This is a genomic window from Streptomyces sp. NPDC005794, from assembly GCF_042871445.1.
Taxonomy (GTDB): domain Bacteria; phylum Actinomycetota; class Actinomycetes; order Streptomycetales; family Streptomycetaceae; genus Streptomyces.
On record NZ_JBIAIN010000031.1, the window covers coordinates 22,351 to 40,143 of the forward strand.

At 71.0% G+C, this 17,793-nt stretch carries 20 protein-coding genes and 1 pseudogene; 16 read left to right on the forward strand and 5 right to left on the reverse strand.

All coding sequences use genetic code 11. The features are described 5' to 3' along the window. Positions 1-40 precede the first annotated feature (40 nt). The 8 genes and pseudogenes from tsaB to ACFYQ5_RS34075 all read left to right on the forward strand — a co-directional run bounded on the left by tsaB (position 41) and on the right by ACFYQ5_RS34075 (position 4,525). The gene (tsaB, locus tag ACFYQ5_RS34040) at positions 41-688 is read left to right on the forward strand and encodes a tRNA (adenosine(37)-N6)-threonylcarbamoyltransferase complex dimerization subunit type 1 TsaB (protein WP_389203290.1); all 648 of its coding nucleotides are present in this window, start codon (positions 41-43) and stop codon (positions 686-688) included. Next, a complete protein-coding gene (gene rimI, locus ACFYQ5_RS34045) occupies positions 685-1,176 on the forward strand; it encodes a ribosomal protein S18-alanine N-acetyltransferase (protein WP_389203230.1) in 492 nt (163 codons plus the stop codon). The genes tsaB and rimI overlap by 4 nt, the downstream gene beginning before the upstream one ends. Then, positions 1,176-2,288, forward strand: coding sequence for a tRNA (adenosine(37)-N6)-threonylcarbamoyltransferase complex transferase subunit TsaD (gene tsaD / locus ACFYQ5_RS34050; RefSeq protein WP_389203232.1), 1,113 nt, complete (start codon positions 1,176-1,178; stop codon positions 2,286-2,288). Before rimI ends, tsaD begins: the two co-directional genes overlap by 1 nt. Next, complete coding sequence (locus ACFYQ5_RS34055) at positions 2,285-2,554, forward strand: hypothetical protein (RefSeq protein ID WP_389203234.1); 270 nt, start codon at positions 2,285-2,287, stop codon at positions 2,552-2,554. Before tsaD ends, ACFYQ5_RS34055 begins: the two co-directional genes overlap by 4 nt. A gap of 56 nt (positions 2,555-2,610) precedes the next feature. Further along, positions 2,611-2,921, forward strand: a pseudogene (locus ACFYQ5_RS34060) (RNA polymerase subunit sigma-24); the annotation flags it as partial. Positions 2,922-2,993: 72 nt separating this feature from the next. After that, complete coding sequence (locus ACFYQ5_RS34065) at positions 2,994-3,455, forward strand: VOC family protein (RefSeq protein WP_389203237.1); 462 nt, start codon at positions 2,994-2,996, stop codon at positions 3,453-3,455. Between the two features lie 88 nt (positions 3,456-3,543). Then, positions 3,544-3,816, forward strand: a complete 273-nt coding sequence (locus ACFYQ5_RS34070) for a DUF1876 domain-containing protein (RefSeq protein ID WP_104791830.1) — start codon at positions 3,544-3,546, stop codon at positions 3,814-3,816. Positions 3,817-3,874: 58 nt separating this feature from the next. Further along, on the forward strand, positions 3,875-4,525 hold the full coding sequence (locus ACFYQ5_RS34075) for a hypothetical protein (protein WP_389203239.1): 651 nt from the start codon (positions 3,875-3,877) through the stop codon (positions 4,523-4,525). Here the strand turns inward: ACFYQ5_RS34075 and ACFYQ5_RS34080 are convergent, their stop codons facing one another. Then, positions 4,526-5,749, reverse strand: a complete 1,224-nt coding sequence (locus ACFYQ5_RS34080; RefSeq protein ID WP_389203241.1) for a methyltransferase domain-containing protein — start codon at positions 5,747-5,749, stop codon at positions 4,526-4,528. It lies immediately after the preceding gene. Positions 5,750-5,872: 123 nt separating this feature from the next. Here ACFYQ5_RS34080 and ACFYQ5_RS34085 point away from each other — a divergent pair, with 123 nt between their 5' ends. The 3 genes from ACFYQ5_RS34085 to groL all read left to right on the forward strand — a co-directional run bounded on the left by ACFYQ5_RS34085 (position 5,873) and on the right by groL (position 9,140). After that, positions 5,873-6,817 (forward strand): polysaccharide deacetylase family protein, encoded by a 945-nt coding sequence (locus ACFYQ5_RS34085; protein ID WP_389203243.1) that lies wholly within the window; start codon positions 5,873-5,875, stop codon positions 6,815-6,817. Positions 6,818-7,107: 290 nt separating this feature from the next. Continuing rightward, complete coding sequence (gene groES / locus ACFYQ5_RS34090) at positions 7,108-7,416, forward strand: co-chaperone GroES (RefSeq protein ID WP_003966899.1); 309 nt, start codon at positions 7,108-7,110, stop codon at positions 7,414-7,416. Positions 7,417-7,514: 98 nt separating this feature from the next. Beyond that, on the forward strand, positions 7,515-9,140 hold the full coding sequence (gene groL, locus ACFYQ5_RS34095; RefSeq protein WP_389203244.1) for a chaperonin GroEL: 1,626 nt from the start codon (positions 7,515-7,517) through the stop codon (positions 9,138-9,140). Positions 9,141-9,228: 88 nt separating this feature from the next. Here groL and ACFYQ5_RS34100 read toward each other — a convergent pair whose 3' ends face one another. Together ACFYQ5_RS34100 and ACFYQ5_RS34105 are read right to left on the reverse strand one after the other, a co-directional pair. Further along, positions 9,229-10,002 (reverse strand): SDR family NAD(P)-dependent oxidoreductase, encoded by a 774-nt coding sequence (locus ACFYQ5_RS34100; RefSeq protein WP_389203246.1) that lies wholly within the window; start codon positions 10,000-10,002, stop codon positions 9,229-9,231. Between the two features lie 79 nt (positions 10,003-10,081). Continuing rightward, the gene (locus ACFYQ5_RS34105) at positions 10,082-10,762 is read right to left on the reverse strand and encodes an MOSC domain-containing protein (protein ID WP_389203248.1); all 681 of its coding nucleotides are present in this window, start codon (positions 10,760-10,762) and stop codon (positions 10,082-10,084) included. Positions 10,763-10,844: 82 nt separating this feature from the next. On the opposite strand from ACFYQ5_RS34105, the gene ACFYQ5_RS34110 reads away from it, so the two are divergent. Further along, positions 10,845-11,735 (forward strand): LysR family transcriptional regulator, encoded by an 891-nt coding sequence (locus ACFYQ5_RS34110; RefSeq protein WP_389203249.1) that lies wholly within the window; start codon positions 10,845-10,847, stop codon positions 11,733-11,735. Positions 11,736-11,829: 94 nt separating this feature from the next. On the opposite strand, the gene ACFYQ5_RS34115 is transcribed toward ACFYQ5_RS34110, so the two are convergent. Next, on the reverse strand, positions 11,830-12,159 hold the full coding sequence (locus ACFYQ5_RS34115) for a WhiB family transcriptional regulator (protein ID WP_389203251.1): 330 nt from the start codon (positions 12,157-12,159) through the stop codon (positions 11,830-11,832). 423 nt (positions 12,160-12,582) lie between these two features. Between ACFYQ5_RS34115 and ACFYQ5_RS34120 the strand changes: the two genes are divergently transcribed. From ACFYQ5_RS34120 to ACFYQ5_RS34135, 4 genes are all read left to right on the forward strand, one after another. Further along, entirely contained in the window at positions 12,583-13,194 is a 612-nt protein-coding gene (locus ACFYQ5_RS34120) for a response regulator transcription factor (protein WP_003948568.1), read from the forward strand. A gap of 335 nt (positions 13,195-13,529) precedes the next feature. Next, entirely contained in the window at positions 13,530-14,105 is a 576-nt protein-coding gene (locus ACFYQ5_RS34125) for a sigma-70 family RNA polymerase sigma factor (protein ID WP_030123887.1), read from the forward strand. 136 nt (positions 14,106-14,241) lie between these two features. Beyond that, a complete protein-coding gene (gene guaB, locus ACFYQ5_RS34130) occupies positions 14,242-15,744 on the forward strand; it encodes an IMP dehydrogenase (protein WP_389203253.1) in 1,503 nt (500 codons plus the stop codon). A gap of 104 nt (positions 15,745-15,848) precedes the next feature. Beyond that, positions 15,849-16,973 (forward strand): GuaB3 family IMP dehydrogenase-related protein, encoded by a 1,125-nt coding sequence (locus ACFYQ5_RS34135; RefSeq protein ID WP_389203254.1) that lies wholly within the window; start codon positions 15,849-15,851, stop codon positions 16,971-16,973. A gap of 73 nt (positions 16,974-17,046) precedes the next feature. Here ACFYQ5_RS34135 and ACFYQ5_RS34140 read toward each other — a convergent pair whose 3' ends face one another. Then, the gene (locus tag ACFYQ5_RS34140) at positions 17,047-17,688 is read right to left on the reverse strand and encodes a hypothetical protein (RefSeq protein WP_389203256.1); all 642 of its coding nucleotides are present in this window, start codon (positions 17,686-17,688) and stop codon (positions 17,047-17,049) included. Between the last annotated feature and the right edge of the window lie 105 nt (positions 17,689-17,793).

The following is a 17,793-nucleotide window of genomic DNA, read 5'->3' on the forward strand; positions in this document are numbered from 1 at the left end:
GTCGGCGGAGCCGTAGGCTGTTTGTGTGCTGCTGCTCGCCATGGATACCGCCACCCCCGCCGTCACCGTCGCCCTTCACGACGGGACCTCCGTCGTCGCCGAGACCGGTCAGGTCGACGCCCGGAGGCACGGGGAGCTGCTGCTGCCCGCCGTCGACCGGGTCCTCGCCGAGGCCGGGGTGAAGCTCGACGCCGTGACCGACGTGGCCGTGGGGGCCGGCCCCGGCCCGTACACCGGGCTGCGCGTCGGCCTGGTCACCGCGGCGGCCTTCGGCTCCGCCCTCTCCGTACCGGTGCACGGGGTGTGCACGCTCGACGCCCTCGCGTACGCCGCCGGCCGGGACGGCCTCGAAGGCCCCTTCGCCGTCGCGACCGACGCGCGCCGCAAGGAGGTCTACTGGGCGCGGTACGAGGACTCCCGCACCCGCGACGGCGAACCCGCCGTCGACCGGCCCGCCGACATCGCGGAGCGGCTCGCCGGACTGCCCGTCGTCGGCGCCGGCGCGCTGCTCTACCCCGAGGCCTTCCCGGACGCCCGTGGCCCCGAACACGTCTCCGCCGGCGCGCTCGCCGCCCTGGCCGCCGGACGGCTGGCCGCAGGCGCCGCGCTGCTCCCGCCGCAGCCGCTCTATCTGCGCAGGCCCGACGCCCAGGTCCCGAAGAACTACAAGGTGGTCACCCCCAAGTGACCACCGCGACCGCTGTGCTCCGCGAGATGCGCTGGTGGGACATCGTGCCGGTGCTGGAGCTGGAACACGCGCTGTTCCCCGAGGACGCCTGGTCGGCCGGCATGTTCTGGTCCGAACTGGCCCGCGCCCGCGGGCCCCGGGCCACCCACCGCTACGTCGTCGCCGAGGACCCCGCCGACGGCCGGATCGTCGGCTACGCGGGCCTCGCCTCGGCCGGTGACCTCGCCGACGTCCAGACGATCGCGGTCAGCCGCGACCAGTGGGGCGGCGGCCTCGGCTCCGAACTCCTGACCGACCTGCTCCGGCACGCCACCGCCTTCGAGTGCACCGCCGTGCTCCTGGAGGTCCGTGTCGACAACACCCGCGCGCAGAAGCTCTACGAACGCTTCGGTTTCGAACCCATCGGCTTCCGCCGGGGCTACTACCAGCCGGGGAACATCGACGCACTCGTCATGCGCCTGACCGTACAAGGAACAGAGACAGACTGATGGCTGACGAACCGCTCGTACTCGGCATCGAGACCTCCTGCGACGAGACCGGCGTCGGCATCGTGCGAGGGACGACGCTCCTCGCCGACGCCGTCGCGTCCAGCGTCGACACACACGCCCGTTTCGGCGGTGTCGTCCCGGAGATCGCCTCCCGCGCCCACCTGGAGTCGATGGTCCCCACCATCGAGCGCGCCCTGAAGGACGCCGGGATCAGCGCCCGTGACCTCGACGGCATCGCGGTCACGGCCGGCCCCGGGCTCGCCGGGGCGCTGCTCGTCGGCGTATCGGCCGCCAAGGCGTACGCGTACGCGCTGAACAAGCCGCTCTACGGGGTCAACCACCTCGCCTCGCACATCTGCGTCGACCAGCTGGAGCACGGCCCGCTGCCCGAGCCGACGATGGCGCTGCTGGTGAGCGGTGGGCACTCCTCGCTGCTGCTCGCCCCGGACATCACCAACGACGTACGGCCGCTGGGTGCCACCATCGACGACGCGGCGGGCGAGGCCTTCGACAAGATCGCCCGGGTGCTGGACCTCGGATTCCCCGGCGGCCCGGTCATCGACCGGCTGGCCAAGGAGGGGAACCCGAAGGCGATCGCGTTCCCGCGCGGTCTGAGCGGCTCGCGCGATCCCGCGTACGACTTCTCCTTCTCCGGCCTCAAGACGTCCGTGGCGCGCTGGATCGAGGCGAAGCGCGCGGCCGGTGAGGACGTTCCCGTACGGGACGTGGCGGCGTCCTTCCAGGAGGCCGTGGTGGACGTCCTCACCCGCAAGGCCGTCCGGGCCTGCAAGGACGAGGGCGTCGACCACCTGATGATCGGCGGCGGCGTCGCGGCCAACTCGCGGCTGCGGGCGCTCGCCGAGGAGCGGTGCGCGAAGGCGGGCATCCGGCTGCGGGTGCCGAGGCCGGGGCTGTGCACCGACAACGGGGCCATGGTCGCCGCACTCGGCGCGGAGATGGTGGCGCGCAACCGTCCGGTCTCCGACCTGGACCTCTCCGCGGACTCCTCGCTGCCGGTGACCGAGACCCACGTGCCGGGCGTGCAGGGCCACAGCCACGACCACGACCACGACCATGTGCACGAGATCAGCAAGGACAACCTGTACTCATGACCGTCGCGCTGATGTGGGAGGCCCGCGCCGCCGAGGGCCGGGGCGCGGAGCTGCTGGAGTGGGCCCGGGCCCGGACCGCCGAGCTGGCCCGCGAGCCGCTGCGCGGCGAGCTGCTGCGCGCCCCGCAGGACCGGGTGCTCGTGCTGACCTGGTGGGAGGCGGCGTACGACGACGAGCTGCCCGAGCTGCCGGAGCCGGAGGCCGGGCTGATCAGCCGCCCGGTGCACCGGTGGCGCTTCGAATCCCTCGGCCCGGCGGGCCGCTGAGCGGGGTCCGCTGCCTGCGGGGAACCCGCAGAGGAATTCTTTGCTGATCAGGCGCGGACTGGCGGACCATCGCCGCGCTGTACGGCCGGCCGGCGAAGGCCGCCCCGTCACCGGTGGTCGAGCTGAACCGCGCGGTGGCGTCTCCATGGCCGAGGGTCCGGCAGCCGGTCTCGCCCTGACGGACGCCCTGACGCGGGACCCGGCGCCGGCCGGCCACCACCTGCTGCCGAGTGTGCGGGGCGACCTGCTGGAGCGGCTGGGGCGTGGCGGGGAGGCGCGCGCCGCGTTCGTACGCGCGGCGGAGCTGACGCGTAACGCACGGGAACGGGAGCTGCTGCTCGCCCGTGCGCACCGCGTGTCCCGATGAGTTCCGGGGCCGGGGGAGGTCTACCTTTCACAGCGTCCTGAGACGCACCGGACCGTGTGAGGGAGAGAGACCATGCAGAAGATCAAGCCCTGTCTCTGGTTCGACAACCAGGCCCAGGAGGCCGCCGAGTTCTACGTCTCGGTCTTCGGCGGTGATTCCCGCATCCTGAACACCACCTACTGGACCGAGGGGTCGCCGAACGCGGGCTCGGTGCTGACCGTCGACTTCCGGCTCGCGGGCCAGGAGTACATGGGTCTCAACGGAGGCCCGGAGTTCACGTTCTCCGAGGCCGTCTCCCTCTCCGTCGACTGCGCGTCGCAGGACGAGGTGGACCGGCTCTGGGACGCGCTCACCGAGGGCGGCGAGGAGAGCATGTGCGGGTGGCTGAAGGACAGGTACGGGATGTCCTGGCAGATCGTCCCGCGTGCGCTGCCCGAGCTGCTCGCCGGTCCCGACCCTGCCCGGGCCGACCGGGTGATGAAGGCGATGATGGGGATGCGGAAGCTGGACGTCAAGGCCCTCCAGGACGCCTGAGCGGAATGCCTGGGCCCCGCGGCGCACACCGTGCGCGGGCAGGCGAACGGGCGCACCCTGGAAGCAGGAATCCTGGGAGGTGACCGAGATGATGGAGACCACCGTCGGATGGCACATCGAGCTGGAATTCGAGGAGGACACCCACCGGACCCGCGCGGCCGCGATGGTGCGGCTCAGTGACGGGACCGAGGTGCGGGCCCACGGGTACGCCAGCCGCCACCCCTCCGACGCGGAGCAGCCGAGGGTCGGCGAGGAGATCGCCGGCGCCCGGGCACTCAACGAGCTGGCGATGAAGCTGCTCACCAAGGCGCACGACGAGATCGACGAGGCGTCCGGCCGGACGTCGTACCCGCTGACCTGATCCCACGGGCCCGTACGACCGCCGGAGGGCGGCGCGCGCACTCGGTAATGTCTGGGCCATGACCAGTCGTTCACCGCTCCCGCCGCCGCCTCCGCCCGTGGAGATCCGTACGTGGCCCGACCGCGACGCCCTGTTGAGGGACCGGGCGCTGATTCTCGGCGAGCTGGTGAAGATGTTCATCAACCCCGCGAGGCTCGGAGTGCTGTGGATGTGGGCCGGGACCGCCGCTCTCGGCTGGTCGTTGGCGGGATCGGCGTTCCTGATGTTCGAGGACGCCTACGACGTGCTCGGCTGGATTCCGGGGGTCGTCTGTCTCGCGGTCGGTGCCGCCGTGCTGGTCCCGGCGGCCGTCCTCATGGCGGTCGGCGTGGCCAGGGACCTGCGGGTCCACCGGCTCCTGGTGGAGTGGGGCGGCCTGGACCGCGATCCGGCGGGGGACAGGGCGCTGCGCAGGCCGCGGGCGAGCCTCGCCTGGCTGCTGATGTCGTTCACGCTCTGCGCGACGGGCCTGTTCGGCTGCGTGGCCGTTCCGGCGACCGCCAGGGCGGGCCAGGAGACGTACGGTCTGGTGGCCTGGCTCATGGGGCTCGGACTGCTCGCCTGGGTGACCGGACTGACCGGCCTCGTCAAGGCGTTCGCCCACCGGCGCTGGGTGCTGAGGGTGCTCGTCGGAGCGCCGGCGGACCCGCTGGTCACGGTGGACGGCTGATCAGGTCCGCTTCACCGGCTGCCCGATCAGCATCGTCGGGGCCCCGGCCACCCGGGTCAGGAAGACGGTGGCGGCGTGCGGCCCCTGGAGCTTCATCTTGCGGCGCAGCTCCTCCGGTTCGACCGGCGAGCCGCGCTTCTTGACGGTCAGCACCCCGACCTGACGCTCCCTCAGCAACGCTTTCAGCTTCTTCATGTTGAAGGGCAGCTCGTCGGTGATCTCGTACGAGGCCGTGGCGTCCGACGCGTACGGCGCGTCGCTGGTGACGTACGCGATCGTCTCGTCGACCAGCCTGCCCCCGCAGCGTTCCACGACGAGGGCCACCAGGTGCGCGCGGATGACGGCGCCGTCCGGCTCGTGGAGATACCGGCCGACGGGACCGACCGGCGGGGCGGGGAGCGGGCCTTCGGAGACGAGGCTCGCGCGGGACGGGAGGAGCGTGGCCCGGAAGGCTCCGGGGGTGAAGCCCTCGCCGAACCAGAGCACGGCCTCCTTCACGTCGCCGCCGTCCGAGATCCACTCGGCCTCGGCCCTCGGCTCGATGGCCTCGTGGGGGACGCCGGGCGCGATCTTCAGTGCGGCCCGGGGGGCCTTCAGGGCCGCCTCGGTCGCCCAGGAGAGCGGCGGTGAGTAGGCCTCGGGGTCGAAGATCCTGCCCCGTCCGCCGCGTCGCGCCGGGTCGACGAAGACCGCGTCGTACGGCGCGGTGTCGATCTCCGTGACGTCGGCGCACCGCACCTCGACGAGGTCCTGGAGGCCGAGCGCCTCGGCGTTGGCGCGGGCGACCTCGGCGGTGAGCGGATCACGGTCCACGGCCAGGACCGAGATGCCCGCCCGGGCCAGGGCGATCGCGTCGCCTCCGATGCCGCAGCACAGGTCGGCCACGCTGCGCACACCGAGCTCGGCGAACCGCCCGGCGCGGTGGCCGGCGACCGAGGTGCGGGTCGCCTGTTCCACGCCGTCGGGGGTGAAGAACATGCGATACGCGTCCGCCGCCCCGAACTTCGCGACCGCGCGCTGCCGCAGCCGCGCCTGGCCGAGCGCCGCCGACACGAGGGCGGCGGGGTGCGTGCGGCGCAGCCGGGTCGCGGTCGCCAGCTCCTGGGCGGGGTCGTGGTCGCGCAGTTCGTCCAGGAGCGCCGCGCCCTCCGGGGTGCGCAGGGCGGCGAAGGCGGCGAGCGGGTCGGCCGGGTCGGCCTGATCGGCAGGGGGAAGGGCGTTCACGGTTCCATTGTGAGCCAGCCGGGGGACCCGGCTGGCCCGCCGGAGGTGTCGCGGGAGGTGGCCGGTGCCCCGGTGGCAGGATGCGGCGCCATGCAGCTAGTAAGACAAAAAGAAAAATCTGCCATGAAACGCCGCAGAACGGCCTGCGCGGTCCTGGTGGCCCTGCTGGCCGGAGCCGCCGCGTCCGGGTGTGCCGACGGGACGGACGGCGGGGCCGCGGTGCGGCAGGGGCCGGCCGCCGGTCAGCAGGGAGCCGCCGGTCAGCCAGGAGCCGCCGGTCAGCCGGGGACTGCCGCTCCGCCGGCGGGTCCGGCCCTGGCGGCGGCCAAGGCCGAACGGCTGGAGCGGGAGCAGGCGGCCCGGGTCGCCGCCGCGAAGAAGTGGGGTCTGGCGAAGGTCCCGCTCCCCGCCCCCGCGCCGCCCGCCGTGAGGCCCCGCATCGCCACCCGTGAGGGGTTCGAGGTGGCGGGCGGTGAGTCGCTGCCGCCGGTCTTCACCACTGTCCCCACCGAGGAGCGCGTCGTCTTCCTGACGATGGACGACGGGGCGGAGAAGGACCCCGAACTGCTGCGGATGATGGCGGAGCTGAAGATCCCGTACAGCGCCTTCCTCAGTGACTACGTGGTGAGTGACGACTACGGCTACTTCAAGGACATGCAGGCCCGCGGCGTCACCCTCAGCAACCACACGCTCAACCACCGCTATCTCCCGGGGCTTTCGGCGGCCGAGCAGCGGCGGGAGATCTGCGGCGAGCAGGACAAGATCGAGAAGTACTTCGGGAAGCGGCCCACCCTCTTCAGACCGCCGTACGGCAACTACAACGGCGACACCCTGCGCGTCGCCAAGTCCTGCGGCATCAAGGCGGTGCCCCTGTGGGCCGCCGAGGCGTTCCCCGACCACATGGAGTGGCGCGAGTGGGACCAGGACCTGCACCCCGGCGACATCATCCTCACCCACTTCCGGGGGCGCGAGGACTGGGGGGGATCCATGGCCGACATGGTCCGCCGCGTCATGAAGACGGTCACGGACAAGGGGTACGCCGTGGCCCGGCTGGAGGACTACGTCTGAGCGGATGCGGCCGGTGCGCGCCTGATCCAGGGGCGCCGGAACACCGGGGCGGTCTCCCGCGTTGTCCGGTCGTGCGCCGGTCCCGCGGCGCCACGCGAGGGTGGTGAATTGGCACTCCGCTTGACCGAGTGCTAATCGCAGTCATAGTGTCAGTGCTGGCACTCCCCCAGGGAGAGTGCCAGCACAACTGCGCGACAGGGCAGGTCCGGCACCCGCGACGACGGATCGGTCCGATCGCCATCCCACAGACTGTTAAACCCCGTGAGATCTCCGAAGGGGGAGACCGGATCGTGTCGACCACCAGCTCCAAGGTTGCGATCAAGCCGCTCGAGGACCGCATTGTGGTCCAGCCGCTCGACGCCGAGCAGACCACGGCTTCCGGCCTGGTCATTCCGGACACCGCCAAGGAGAAGCCCCAGGAGGGCGTCGTCCTGGCCGTGGGCCCGGGCCGCTTCGAGAACGGCGAGCGCCTTCCGCTCGACGTCAAGACCGGCGACGTCGTTCTGTACAGCAAGTACGGCGGCACCGAGGTGAAGTACAACGGCGAGGAGTACCTCGTCCTCTCGGCGCGCGACGTTCTCGCGATCGTCGAGAAGTAATTCACCCACGTTTGCTTCTGTTCTGCGCCCCTGGCCCCCTGCGAAATGACTAGCCGGGTGGCGAGGGGCGCAGTTCGTTTGAGAGGACAGCTCAGCCCATGGCGAAGATCCTGAAGTTCGACGAGGACGCCCGTCGCGCCCTTGAGCGCGGCGTCAACAAGCTTGCCGACACGGTGAAGGTGACGATCGGTCCGAAGGGCCGCAACGTCGTCATCGACAAGAAGTTCGGTGCTCCCACCATCACCAACGACGGTGTCACCATCGCGCGCGAGGTCGAGCTCGACGACCCGTACGAGAACCTCGGTGCCCAGCTGGTGAAGGAGGTGGCGACCAAGACCAACGACGTAGCGGGTGACGGCACCACCACCGCCACCGTGCTCGCCCAGGCCCTCGTCCGCGAAGGTCTGCGCAACGTAGCCGCGGGCGCGTCCCCGGCCGCCCTGAAGAAGGGCATCGACGCCGCCGTGAAGGCCGTGTCCGAGGAGCTCCTCGCGACCGCCCGCCCGATCGACGACAAGGCCGACATCGCCGCCGTGGCCGCGCTCTCCGCGCAGGACCCGCAGGTCGGCGAGCTCATCGCGGACGCGATGGACAAGGTCGGCAAGGACGGTGTCATCACCGTCGAGGAGTCCAACACCTTCGGTCTGGACCTCGAGTTCACCGAGGGCATGGCCTTCGACAAGGGTTACCTGTCCCCGTACATGGTGACCGACCAGGAGCGTATGGAGGCCGTCCTCGACGACCCGTACATCCTGATCCACCAGGGCAAGATCGGCTCCATCCAGGAGCTGCTCCCGCTGCTGGAGAAGGTCATCCAGGCCGGTGCGTCCAAGCCGCTCCTGATCATCGCCGAGGACGTCGAGGGCGAGGCGCTCTCCACCCTCGTCGTCAACAAGATCCGTGGCACCTTCAACGCCGTCGCTGTGAAGGCCCCGGGCTTCGGCGACCGCCGCAAGGCCATGCTCGGCGACATCGCCACCCTCACCGGTGCGACCGTCATCGCCGAGGAGGTCGGCCTCAAGCTCGACCAGGCCGGTCTGGACGTGCTGGGCACGGCCCGCCGCGTCACCGTCTCCAAGGACGACACGACCATCGTCGACGGCGGCGGCGACTCCGCCGACGTCAAGGGCCGGGTCAACCAGATCAAGGCCGAGATCGAGTCCACGGACTCCGACTGGGACCGTGAGAAGCTCCAGGAGCGCCTCGCGAAGCTGGCCGGCGGCGTGTGCGTGATCCGCGTCGGTGCCGCCACCGAGGTGGAGCTCAAGGAGAAGAAGCACCGTCTGGAGGACGCCATCTCCGCGACCCGCGCCGCGGTCGAGGAGGGCATCGTCTCCGGTGGTGGCTCCGCTCTGGTCCACGCCGTCAAGGTCCTCGAGGGCAACCTCGACAAGACCGGCGACGAGGCCACGGGTGTCGCGGTCGTGCGCCGCGCCGCCGTCGAGCCGCTCCGCTGGATCGCGGAGAACGCGGGCCTCGAGGGCTACGTCATCACCTCGAAGGTCTCCGAGCTCGACAAGGGTCAGGGCTTCAACGCCGCGACCGGCGAGTACGGCGACCTGGTGAAGGCCGGCGTCATCGACCCGGTCAAGGTCACCCGCTCCGCCCTGGAGAACGCCGCGTCCATCGCGTCGCTGCTGCTCACGACCGAGACCCTGGTCGTCGAGAAGCCGGCCGAGGAAGAGGCCGACGCCGGTCACGGCGGCCACGGCCACTCGCACTAGTACGGCTCCGTACGCAGCCGAGGCCCGGTACCCCCGTCGCGGGGGCACCGGGCCTCGGTGCTGCCGGGGGGAACCGGCTTCAGGTCCGCTACCGCGGGCCGTACGTCCGGCCGGCGCGGGAGGTGACCCCTCCGAGGAGGCTGCGGGGCGTCAGCTTCACCAGGCCCATCAGGGTCTTGTAGCGCGGGTCCGGGATCGACACCGACCGGCCCCGGGCCAGGTCCGCCAGGGCCGCGGTCACCAGCTTGTCCGCGTCGAGCCACATCCAGTCCGGGATGTTGCCCGTCCCCATCCCGGCCCGCTCGTGGAACTCGGTCCGTACGAAGCCCGGGCACAGCGCCATCAGCCGCACCCCCGAACCCGCGAGGTCCTTCGCCGCGCCCTGGGTGAACTGGACGACCCACGCCTTCGACGCCCCGTACGTCCCCCGCGGCAGGAAGGCCGCGACGGAGGCCACATTGACCACCCCTCCGCGGCCGCGCTCCCGCATCGCTCCCGCAGCGGCCGAGGTCAGCCGCAGGACCGCCTCGCAGTGGACCTTCAGCATCGTCAGCTCATCGGCCATCGGGACATCCAGATAGCGCCCCTTGTTACCGAAGCCGGCGTTGTTGACCAGCAGGTCGACAGGGCTCACACGGTCCGTCAGCCGTGCGGCGACCGCCTCGATCCCGGCGTCCGTGGACAGGTCGGCCGTCAGTACCTCGGCCTCGATGCCATGTCCGTCGTGCAGCTCCGTGGCCTGGGCCCGCAGCCGCTCCGTGTCCCGGGCCACCAGCACCAGATTGTGCCCGTCACCCGCGAGCCGCCGTGCGAAGGCGGCCCCGATCCCCGCCGTCGCGCCCGTAATCAGTGCAGTCGTCATAGGCGGCACGTTAGTGCCCCGCGCGGACGGCGGCCGACCCGCCTTCTTCCCGCCGGCCGGGCCGTTACCGGCCGCTCCGTCAGGGCGCCGTCGGGGCGCCGTGCTTCGCCACGTACGCCCGCGCCGCGCGCAGGGTCTCCGTGTGCAGCGCCTCACCGGCGTCGAGCAGGCGGGGCAGCAGCTCCCGCTCCGTGGTCGTCGCCCGGAACTCCAGGGCCGTGGTGATGTCGTGGTCGGGCACGTGCACCACCTCGACCGGGTCACCGGAACGGATCGTCCCGGGTTCGACCACCCGGAGATACGCGCCGGTGGCCCCCTCGCGGGTGAACCGCTTCACCCAGCCCCGCTCGCCCAGGTGGCCCGCGAACGTACGGCACGGAATGCGGCCCGACGTCACCTCCAGGACCAGCTCGTCACCGATCCGCCAGCGTTCCCCGATCCGCGCGTGGCTCACGGTGACACCGAGGGTCGTCAGGTTCTCGCCGAAGGCCCCGTTGGGCAGGGGACGGCCGAGCTGTTTCTCCCAGGCGTCGAGCTCCTCGCGGGCGTACGCGTACACCGCCTGGTCCGTGCCGCCGTGGTGCCGGAGGTCGCACACCGCGTCACCGGAGAGACCGCTGCCGCCGCTCCCCTTGGGGCCGGGGTCGGTCACGTGTACGGCGCCGTCGGCCGGCTGCTTGCCGATTCCGGTGAGGCCGTTATTCGCATCGGAATGCGCGGAGGGCGTCGGACGCCCGAGATTCACGGTGAGCACCTTCATAACGGGACAGGCTAACCGCGAGATCCTCAAAGTCGCCCGTGATTATTCGACCAATGATGCAAGAGTCGCTTATGGTCGAAGGGTGATCGAAGCCCGTCATCTCCGTGTCCTGCGCGCCGTGGCCACCACCGGTTCGTTCTCCGCCGCCGCGCGGGAGCTGGGCTGCACCCAGCCTGCAGTCAGCCAGCAGATGAAGGCTCTGGAGGGCTCCGCGGGCACGCCGCTGCTGATCCGTACGGGGCGCGAGATGCGCCTCACCCAGGCGGGAGAGGCGCTGGTGCGCCATGCGTCCGGCATCCTCGCGGGGCTGACCGCCGCCGAGGAGGAGGTCGCCGCGATCGCGGGGCTGCGGGCGGGCCGGGTCCGGCTCGTGTCCTTCCCGAGCGGGAGCTCCACGCTGGTCCCCGGGGCCCTCGCCGCGCTGCGCGCCGCGCACCCGGGCACCCAGGTCTCACTCGTCGAGGCCGAGCCGCCGCGCTCGGTGGAGATGCTGCGCGACGGTGACTGCGACATCGCGCTGGCCTTCCGCTACGGGAACGTCGGCGGCGAGTGGGACGACCTGGTCGTGCGCCCGCTGCTCAAGGACCGGCTCATCGGTCTGGTCCCGGAGGGCCACCGGCTGGCGGGGGCGGACGCGGTGGGCATCGGGGAACTGGCCGACGAGCCGTGGATCGCCGGCTGCCCACGCTGCAGGCGTCAGCTGGTGGAGGTCTGCGAGGAATCCGGCTTCACCCCTCGCATCGACTTCGCCACGGACGACTACCCGGCGGTGATCGGGCTCGTCGGGGCGGGCCTCGGCGTCGCCGTCCTTCCTGGGCTGGCCCTCGAGTCCGTACGTCCCAAGGGGGCGCGCACCGTGACGGTGGAGCCGGCCGTGGAGCGGGAGATCGTCGCCCTCACCCTGCCCGACCTCGCCCGGGTGCCGGCGGTGGCGGCGACCCTGGACCAGCTGTCCCTGGCAGCCGCACGCTGACCGGCGCGGCGCGTCGCAGCTCCGCCCGGCGGGTCCGACGGCGGGCCGCCAGTCGCGAAGAAACGTTTCTGCGTTCGATAGGCCGTGTGAAGGCTCAGGTGGGACCGGCCTCCGGTGCCGGTCCTGAAGGGGCGGAGATGAGACGGTTGCGGGCGCGGCCCATGAGTTCCTCGCGCTCGTCCTCGGTCAGGCCGCCCCACACGCCGTAGGGCTCCCGTACCGCGAGCGCGTGCGCCGCGCACTCGGCGCGTACCGGGCAGCGCATGCAGACCTCCTTCGCCGAGGTCTCACGGGCACTCCGGGCTGCTCCGCGTTCCCCCTCGGGATGGAAGAAGAGTGAACTGTCGACCCCGCGGCAGGCGGCCAGCAGCTGCCAGTCCCACAGGTCCGCGTTGGGTCCGGGAAGGCGGGAGAAATCTGCCATTGCGTGTCCCCTCGAAACCTTGCTGGTTCGGAAACGGCATCCTCGACCGTTGGTGCTCATCGGTGACCGGAGTCCCGACCGTACATCTACGGTGTTAGTAGATGTAAATATGACTGATTGCGAATCTAGCCTCAGACGCCAGCAAAAGGGAAGAAAACCCGCTAAATGGGGCAGATTGCCGAGTGGGGATTCGGTTGACGAGTGAATGATCCCGTGTCGCTCTTCTGCGTGAGCGCCCCCTCACTTAGAGTGCCGAACCGGATGCTGTGGCCCGTAACTCTTTCGAGTGACCGTCGTTGTTGAGGGGGAGGCGGTTGACGGAGAACGAGCTCGGGCAGATGTCCGAGGGGGTCAACCGCACAGGTGACGACTTGTATCAGCCTGGAGGCTCAAGGTGACGCGCATCAGCTGCGGAGGACGGTCATGACATCCGTCCTCGTCTGCGACGACTCCCCGCTCGCCCGAGAAGCGCTCCGCCGCGCGGTTGCGACCGTGCCCGGCGTCGAGCGTGTGACGACTGCGGCCAACGGTGAGGAAGTCCTCCGCCGCTGGGGGGCCGACCGTTCGGATTTGATTCTGATGGACGTACGCATGCCCGGTCTGGGGGGTGTGGAGACGGTCCGGCGGCTGCTCTCGGCAGACCCCGGGGCCAGGATCATCATGCTGACCGTCGCCGAGGACCTGGACGGCGTCGCACTCGCGGTCGCCGCCGGTGCCCGCGGCTATCTGCACAAGGACGCCTCGCGTGCCGAGCTGCGTGCGACCGTGACCCAGGCTCTCGCCGATCCGACGTGGCGGCTCGCCCCGCGCCGGCTGCGGTCCGCCGAGATGGGTGCGGCGCCGACACTCACCGCGCGGGAGATCCAGGTGCTCGAAGGGATGAGCCACGGTCGCTCCAACGCGGAGATCGGGCGCGAGCTGTTCCTCTCCGAGGACACGGTGAAGACGCACGCGCGACGCCTGTTCAAGAAGCTCGGGGCCTCGGACCGCGCGCACGCCGTCGCGCTCGGATTCCGCTGGGGCCTGGTCCGCTGACGCCGCGGCGCGGCCGGTAACCGTGCGTTCCCGTCCGCAGGCCGGCGGACGGGGCGACGGTGGCGGCGGACCTGCGGCCGGGCCCTCGCCACCAGCGCCGGGTGACGCTTCCTGGCCGATGCCGCATCCTTGGGGTTGTGGAGTTCCTCGGGGAACATTCGGTCGAGCGGAAGGGGAGGGCGCAGGAAATGACATCCGGCGCACCCGCTCACGACGCCGGCGACGCACGGGCCGGTGAACACACCGGCGGTTCCGACGCGTCCGCTGATAACGCTTCGGTGCACAACCCGGGACGCGATGCCTCGGATCTGACGGCCTCAAGGCACCATGGTCCGATGCGCGAGGACGGGACGACGGTGATCGGTGCTCTGGTGCACCGTGCCGTCGACGGTGACGCGCAGGCCACCCATGACCTGCTGGCCCATGTCCACCCCCTCGCCCTGCGCTACTGCAGGTCCCGGTTGAACCGGCTGCCCGGTGATGCCCGTCACTTCGTGGAGGACCTCGCGCAGGAGGTCTGCGTCGCGGTGCTGATGGCGCTGCCGCGCTACAAGGACACCGGCAGGCCCTTCGAAGCCTTCGTCTTCGCCATCGCGGGCCACAAGGTCGCCGACCTCCAGCGCGCCGCGATGCGGCACCCCGGGTCGACGGCCGTGCCCTCCGACGAGATGCCGGAGCGCCCCGACGACTCACTCGGCCCCGAGGAGCGGGCGCTGCTCAGCAGTGACGCGGCCTGGGCGAAGAAGCTTCTCGCCAATCTGCCGGAGAACCAGCGCGAGCTGCTGGTCCTCCGGGTCGCGGTCGGGCTGACCGCTGAGGAGACCGGGCAGATGCTCGGAATGTCCCCGGGCGCAGTCCGGGTCGCCCAGCACCGTGCGCTGAGCAGGCTACGAGCCCTCGCGGGCCAGTGAAAGGGCGGTTTCCGAGGCTCCTGAGGTGTGGGAGAAGCCACAGAACCGCTAGGTGATCTTGATCGTGGAATGAGACGCCCCGCGAGGCCGTTAGCATGGACATCCGCACCGATCAAGGCCATTTGGGGAAGGTGTCATGACTGCAAACGTCGACGGAGTGCCCGAGAAGTTCGCGACGCTCGGGCTGACATACGACGACGTGCTGTTGCTGCCGGGCGCATCCGAGGTCCTGCCCAACGCGGTCGACACCTCGTCCCTCATCTCGCGCAACGTACGAGTGAACATCCCTCTGCTGTCGGCTGCGATGGACAAGGTGACCGAGGCCCGGATGGCCATCGCCATGGCCCGCCAGGGCGGCGTCGGTGTGCTGCACCGGAACCTGTCGATCGAGGGCCAGGTGAACCAGGTCGACCTGGTCAAGCGGTCCGAGTCGGGGATGGTCACCGACCCGATCACCGTGAACCCCGACGCCACACTCGGCGAGGCGGACGCGCTCTGCGCGAAGTTCCGCATCAGCGGAGTGCCGGTCACCGACTCCGCGGGGAAGCTCCTCGGCATCGTGACCAACCGTGACATGGCGTTCGAGTCGGACCGGGCGCGCCAGGTGCGCGAGGTCATGACGCCGATGCCGCTGGTCACCGGGCGTGTCGGGATCTCCGGCGTGGAAGCCATGGAGCTGCTGCGCCGCCACAAGATCGAGAAGCTTCCGCTGGTCGACGACGCGGGCATCCTCAAGGGCCTCATCACGGTCAAGGACTTCAAGAAGGCCGAGCAGTATCCGAACGCCGCCAAGGACGCCGAGGGCCGTCTGCTGGTCGGCGCGGCCGTCGGCGCCAGCCCCGAGGCGCTGGACCGCGCGCAGGCGCTCGCGTCCGCGGGGGTCGACTTCCTGATCGTCGACACCTCGCACGGACACAACAGCAACGCCCTCGACTGGATGGCGAAGATCAAGTCGAGCGTCGGCATCGACGTCATCGGCGGCAACGTCGCCACCCGCGACGGCGCCCAGGCGCTGATCGACGCCGGCGTCGACGGCGTGAAGGTCGGCGTCGGCCCCGGCTCGATCTGCACCACCCGCGTGGTGGCCGGTATCGGTGTCCCGCAGGTCACCGCGATCTACGAGGCCGCGCTCGCCGCGCGTGCCGCGGGTATCCCCGTGATCGGCGACGGCGGCCTGCAGTATTCCGGCGACATCGGCAAGGCGCTCGCCGCCGGGGCGGACAGCGTGATGCTGGGCAGCCTCCTCGCCGGGTGTGAGGAGTCCCCGGGCGAGCTGATGTTCATCAACGGCAAGCAGTTCAAGTCGTACCGTGGCATGGGCTCGCTGGGTGCCATGCAGTCCCGTGGGCAGGGGCGGTCGTACTCCAAGGACCGCTACTTCCAGGCCGAGGTGTCCTCGGACGACAAGCTCGTACCCGAGGGCATCGAGGGGCAGGTGCCCTACCGCGGCCCGCTGGCCAACGTCCTCCACCAACTGGTCGGCGGCCTCCGCCAGACGATGGGCTACGTCGGTGCCGCGTCCGTCGACGAGATGGAGAGCAAGGGCCGTTTCGTCCGGATCACCTCGGCGGGTCTCAAGGAGAGCCACCCGCACGACATCCAGATGACGGTCGAAGCGCCGAACTACAGCAGGAAGTAACGCATCAGCGCAGGTGAGGGGCGGACCGGAGTTCCCGGTACCGCCCCTCATGTGTGTGTCGGGGATACTGGTCAGCGCAGACGTAGAGGGAAAGGCCACACATCGTGACTGAGATCGAGATCGGGCGCGGCAAGCGCGGCCGCCGGGCTTACGCATTCGACGACATCGCTGTCGTACCGAGCCGCCGCACCCGGGACCCGAAGGAGGTCTCGATCGCCTGGCAGATCGACGCCTACCGTTTCGAGCTGCCGTTCCTGGCCGCCCCCATGGACTCGGTGGTCTCCCCGCAGACCGCCATCCGCATCGGCGAGCTGGGCGGCCTCGGCGTCCTCAACCTCGAGGGGCTGTGGACCCGGCACGAGGACCCGCAGTCGCTCCTCGACGAGATCGCCGAGATGCCCGTGGAGGCCGCCACCCCGCGGCTCCAGGAGATCTACTCCGCCCCCATCCAGGAGGAGCTGATCGGCCGGCGCATCAAGGAGGTGCGCGACTCCGGTGTCGTCACCGCCGCCGCGCTCTCGCCGCAGCGCACCGCGCAGTTCTCCAAGGCGGTCGTCGACGCGGGCGTGGACATCTTCGTCATCCGCGGTACGACGGTCTCCGCCGAGCACGTCTCGAGCGCGGCCGAGCCGCTCAACCTGAAGCAGTTCATCTACGAGCTGGACGTCCCGGTCATCGTCGGCGGCTGCGCCACCTACACCGCCGCCCTCCACCTGATGCGCACCGGCGCGGCCGGTGTCCTCGTCGGCTTCGGCGGCGGCGCCGCGCACACCACGCGCAACGTCTTCGGCATCCAGGTCCCGATGGCGACCGCGGTGGCCGATGTGGCCGGGGCCCGCCGTGACTACCTGGACGAGTCCGGCGGCCGGTACGTGCACGTCATCGCGGACGGCGGCGTCGGCTGGTCCGGAGACATCCCGAAGGCCGTCGCCTGCGGTGCGGACGCCGTGATGATGGGCTCCCCGCTGGCCCGTGCCACGGACGCGCCGGGCCGCGGCCGGCACTGGGGCATGGAGGCCGTCCACGAGGACGTGCCGCGCGGCAAGCTGGTCGACCTGGGCTCCGTCGGTACGACCGAGGAGGTCCTGACCGGACCCTCGCACAGCCCCGACGGCTCGATGAACATCTTCGGCGCGCTGCGCCGGGCGATGGCCACCACGGGCTACAGCGACCTCAAGGAGTTCCAGCGCGTCGAGGTGACGGTGGCGGACTCGCAGCACCGCCGCTGATCTCCCGCGCAGCACGCGCGACGGCCCGGACCACTTCCTGTGGTCCGGGCCGTCGCGCGTGTGCCGCCTGGTGTCAGCCGGCGCGCCTGGCGCCACCGAAGGCGGCCACCGGGCCCAGGAGGAGGAAGAGGTACGTCATGAAGTCGGCCTCCTCCTTCCAGATGTCGAAGACGTCACCGAAGTGGTCGAAGAAGACCTCGGAGAAGCCGACGCCCAGGCCGTCCGCGAGGATCATCGACATGCCGACGAGCTGGCCGAGGAAGACGGCGCCCAGGGAGAAGACGACACCGGCGCCGAGGACGGCGGGGTGGGAGCCGCCGACCTTGCTCCCGACGAAACCGGTCAGGAAGCCGACACCGATGGCCGCGTAGCCGACCTCACGCTCGATGGAACCGGCGAGCACACCGTAGAGGACGGCGGCCACGATCGCGGCGCCCAGGGCGGCCAGCACGCCGAGGCCGACCTTGTTGCCGGCTGCCTGCGGGGCGGGCGGGAACGGGCCGCCGGCGAACTGTCCGCCGCCGAACTGTCCGGGCTGCTGGCCCGGCTGGCCCTGCTGGCCCGCGAACGGGTTGCCCGTCGGGGCGCCGGGCTGCTGCTGCGCCGCGTACGGGTTGCCGGGCTGCTGCTGCTGCGCCGCGTACGGGTTGCCGTCGGCGGGCTGACCGCCGTAGGGCTGCTGCGGTGGGTTCGGCGGCTGTACGGGCTGGCTCATGATCGTGTTCCCCCTGGGACGTACGCACTGGTGCGCGAGAAGTGACGCCGCAGGCTAGCAGCCCGCGCCGACAGGGCCCACCGGTCATCCCGGCGGGCCTTCCCA

Coding starts and splice junctions, on each gene's coding strand:
- ACFYQ5_RS34100 (WP_389203246.1), bottom strand. CDS start 10,002: ATGACGACTGCACTGATTACGGGCGCGACGGCGGGGATCGGGGCCGCC.
- ACFYQ5_RS34115 (WP_389203251.1), bottom strand. CDS start 12,159: ATGGCAGATTTCTCCCGCCTTCCCGGACCCAACGCGGACCTGTGGGAC.
- ACFYQ5_RS34070 (WP_104791830.1), top strand. CDS start 3,544: ATGATGGAGACCACCGTCGGATGGCACATCGAGCTGGAATTCGAGGAG.
- ACFYQ5_RS34120 (WP_003948568.1), top strand. CDS start 12,583: ATGACATCCGTCCTCGTCTGCGACGACTCCCCGCTCGCCCGAGAAGCG.
- ACFYQ5_RS34140 (WP_389203256.1), bottom strand. CDS start 17,688: ATGAGCCAGCCCGTACAGCCGCCGAACCCACCGCAGCAGCCCTACGGC.
- ACFYQ5_RS34085 (WP_389203243.1), top strand. CDS start 5,873: ATGAAACGCCGCAGAACGGCCTGCGCGGTCCTGGTGGCCCTGCTGGCC.
- ACFYQ5_RS34105 (WP_389203248.1), bottom strand. CDS start 10,762: ATGAAGGTGCTCACCGTGAATCTCGGGCGTCCGACGCCCTCCGCGCAT.
- guaB (WP_389203253.1), top strand. CDS start 14,242: ATGACTGCAAACGTCGACGGAGTGCCCGAGAAGTTCGCGACGCTCGGG.
- tsaB (WP_389203290.1), top strand. CDS start 41: ATGGATACCGCCACCCCCGCCGTCACCGTCGCCCTTCACGACGGGACC.
- ACFYQ5_RS34065 (WP_389203237.1), top strand. CDS start 2,994: ATGCAGAAGATCAAGCCCTGTCTCTGGTTCGACAACCAGGCCCAGGAG.
- ACFYQ5_RS34075 (WP_389203239.1), top strand. CDS start 3,875: ATGACCAGTCGTTCACCGCTCCCGCCGCCGCCTCCGCCCGTGGAGATC.
- groL (WP_389203244.1), top strand. CDS start 7,515: ATGGCGAAGATCCTGAAGTTCGACGAGGACGCCCGTCGCGCCCTTGAG.
- ACFYQ5_RS34055 (WP_389203234.1), top strand. CDS start 2,285: ATGACCGTCGCGCTGATGTGGGAGGCCCGCGCCGCCGAGGGCCGGGGC.
- tsaD (WP_389203232.1), top strand. CDS start 1,176: ATGGCTGACGAACCGCTCGTACTCGGCATCGAGACCTCCTGCGACGAG.
- ACFYQ5_RS34125 (WP_030123887.1), top strand. CDS start 13,530: ATGCGCGAGGACGGGACGACGGTGATCGGTGCTCTGGTGCACCGTGCC.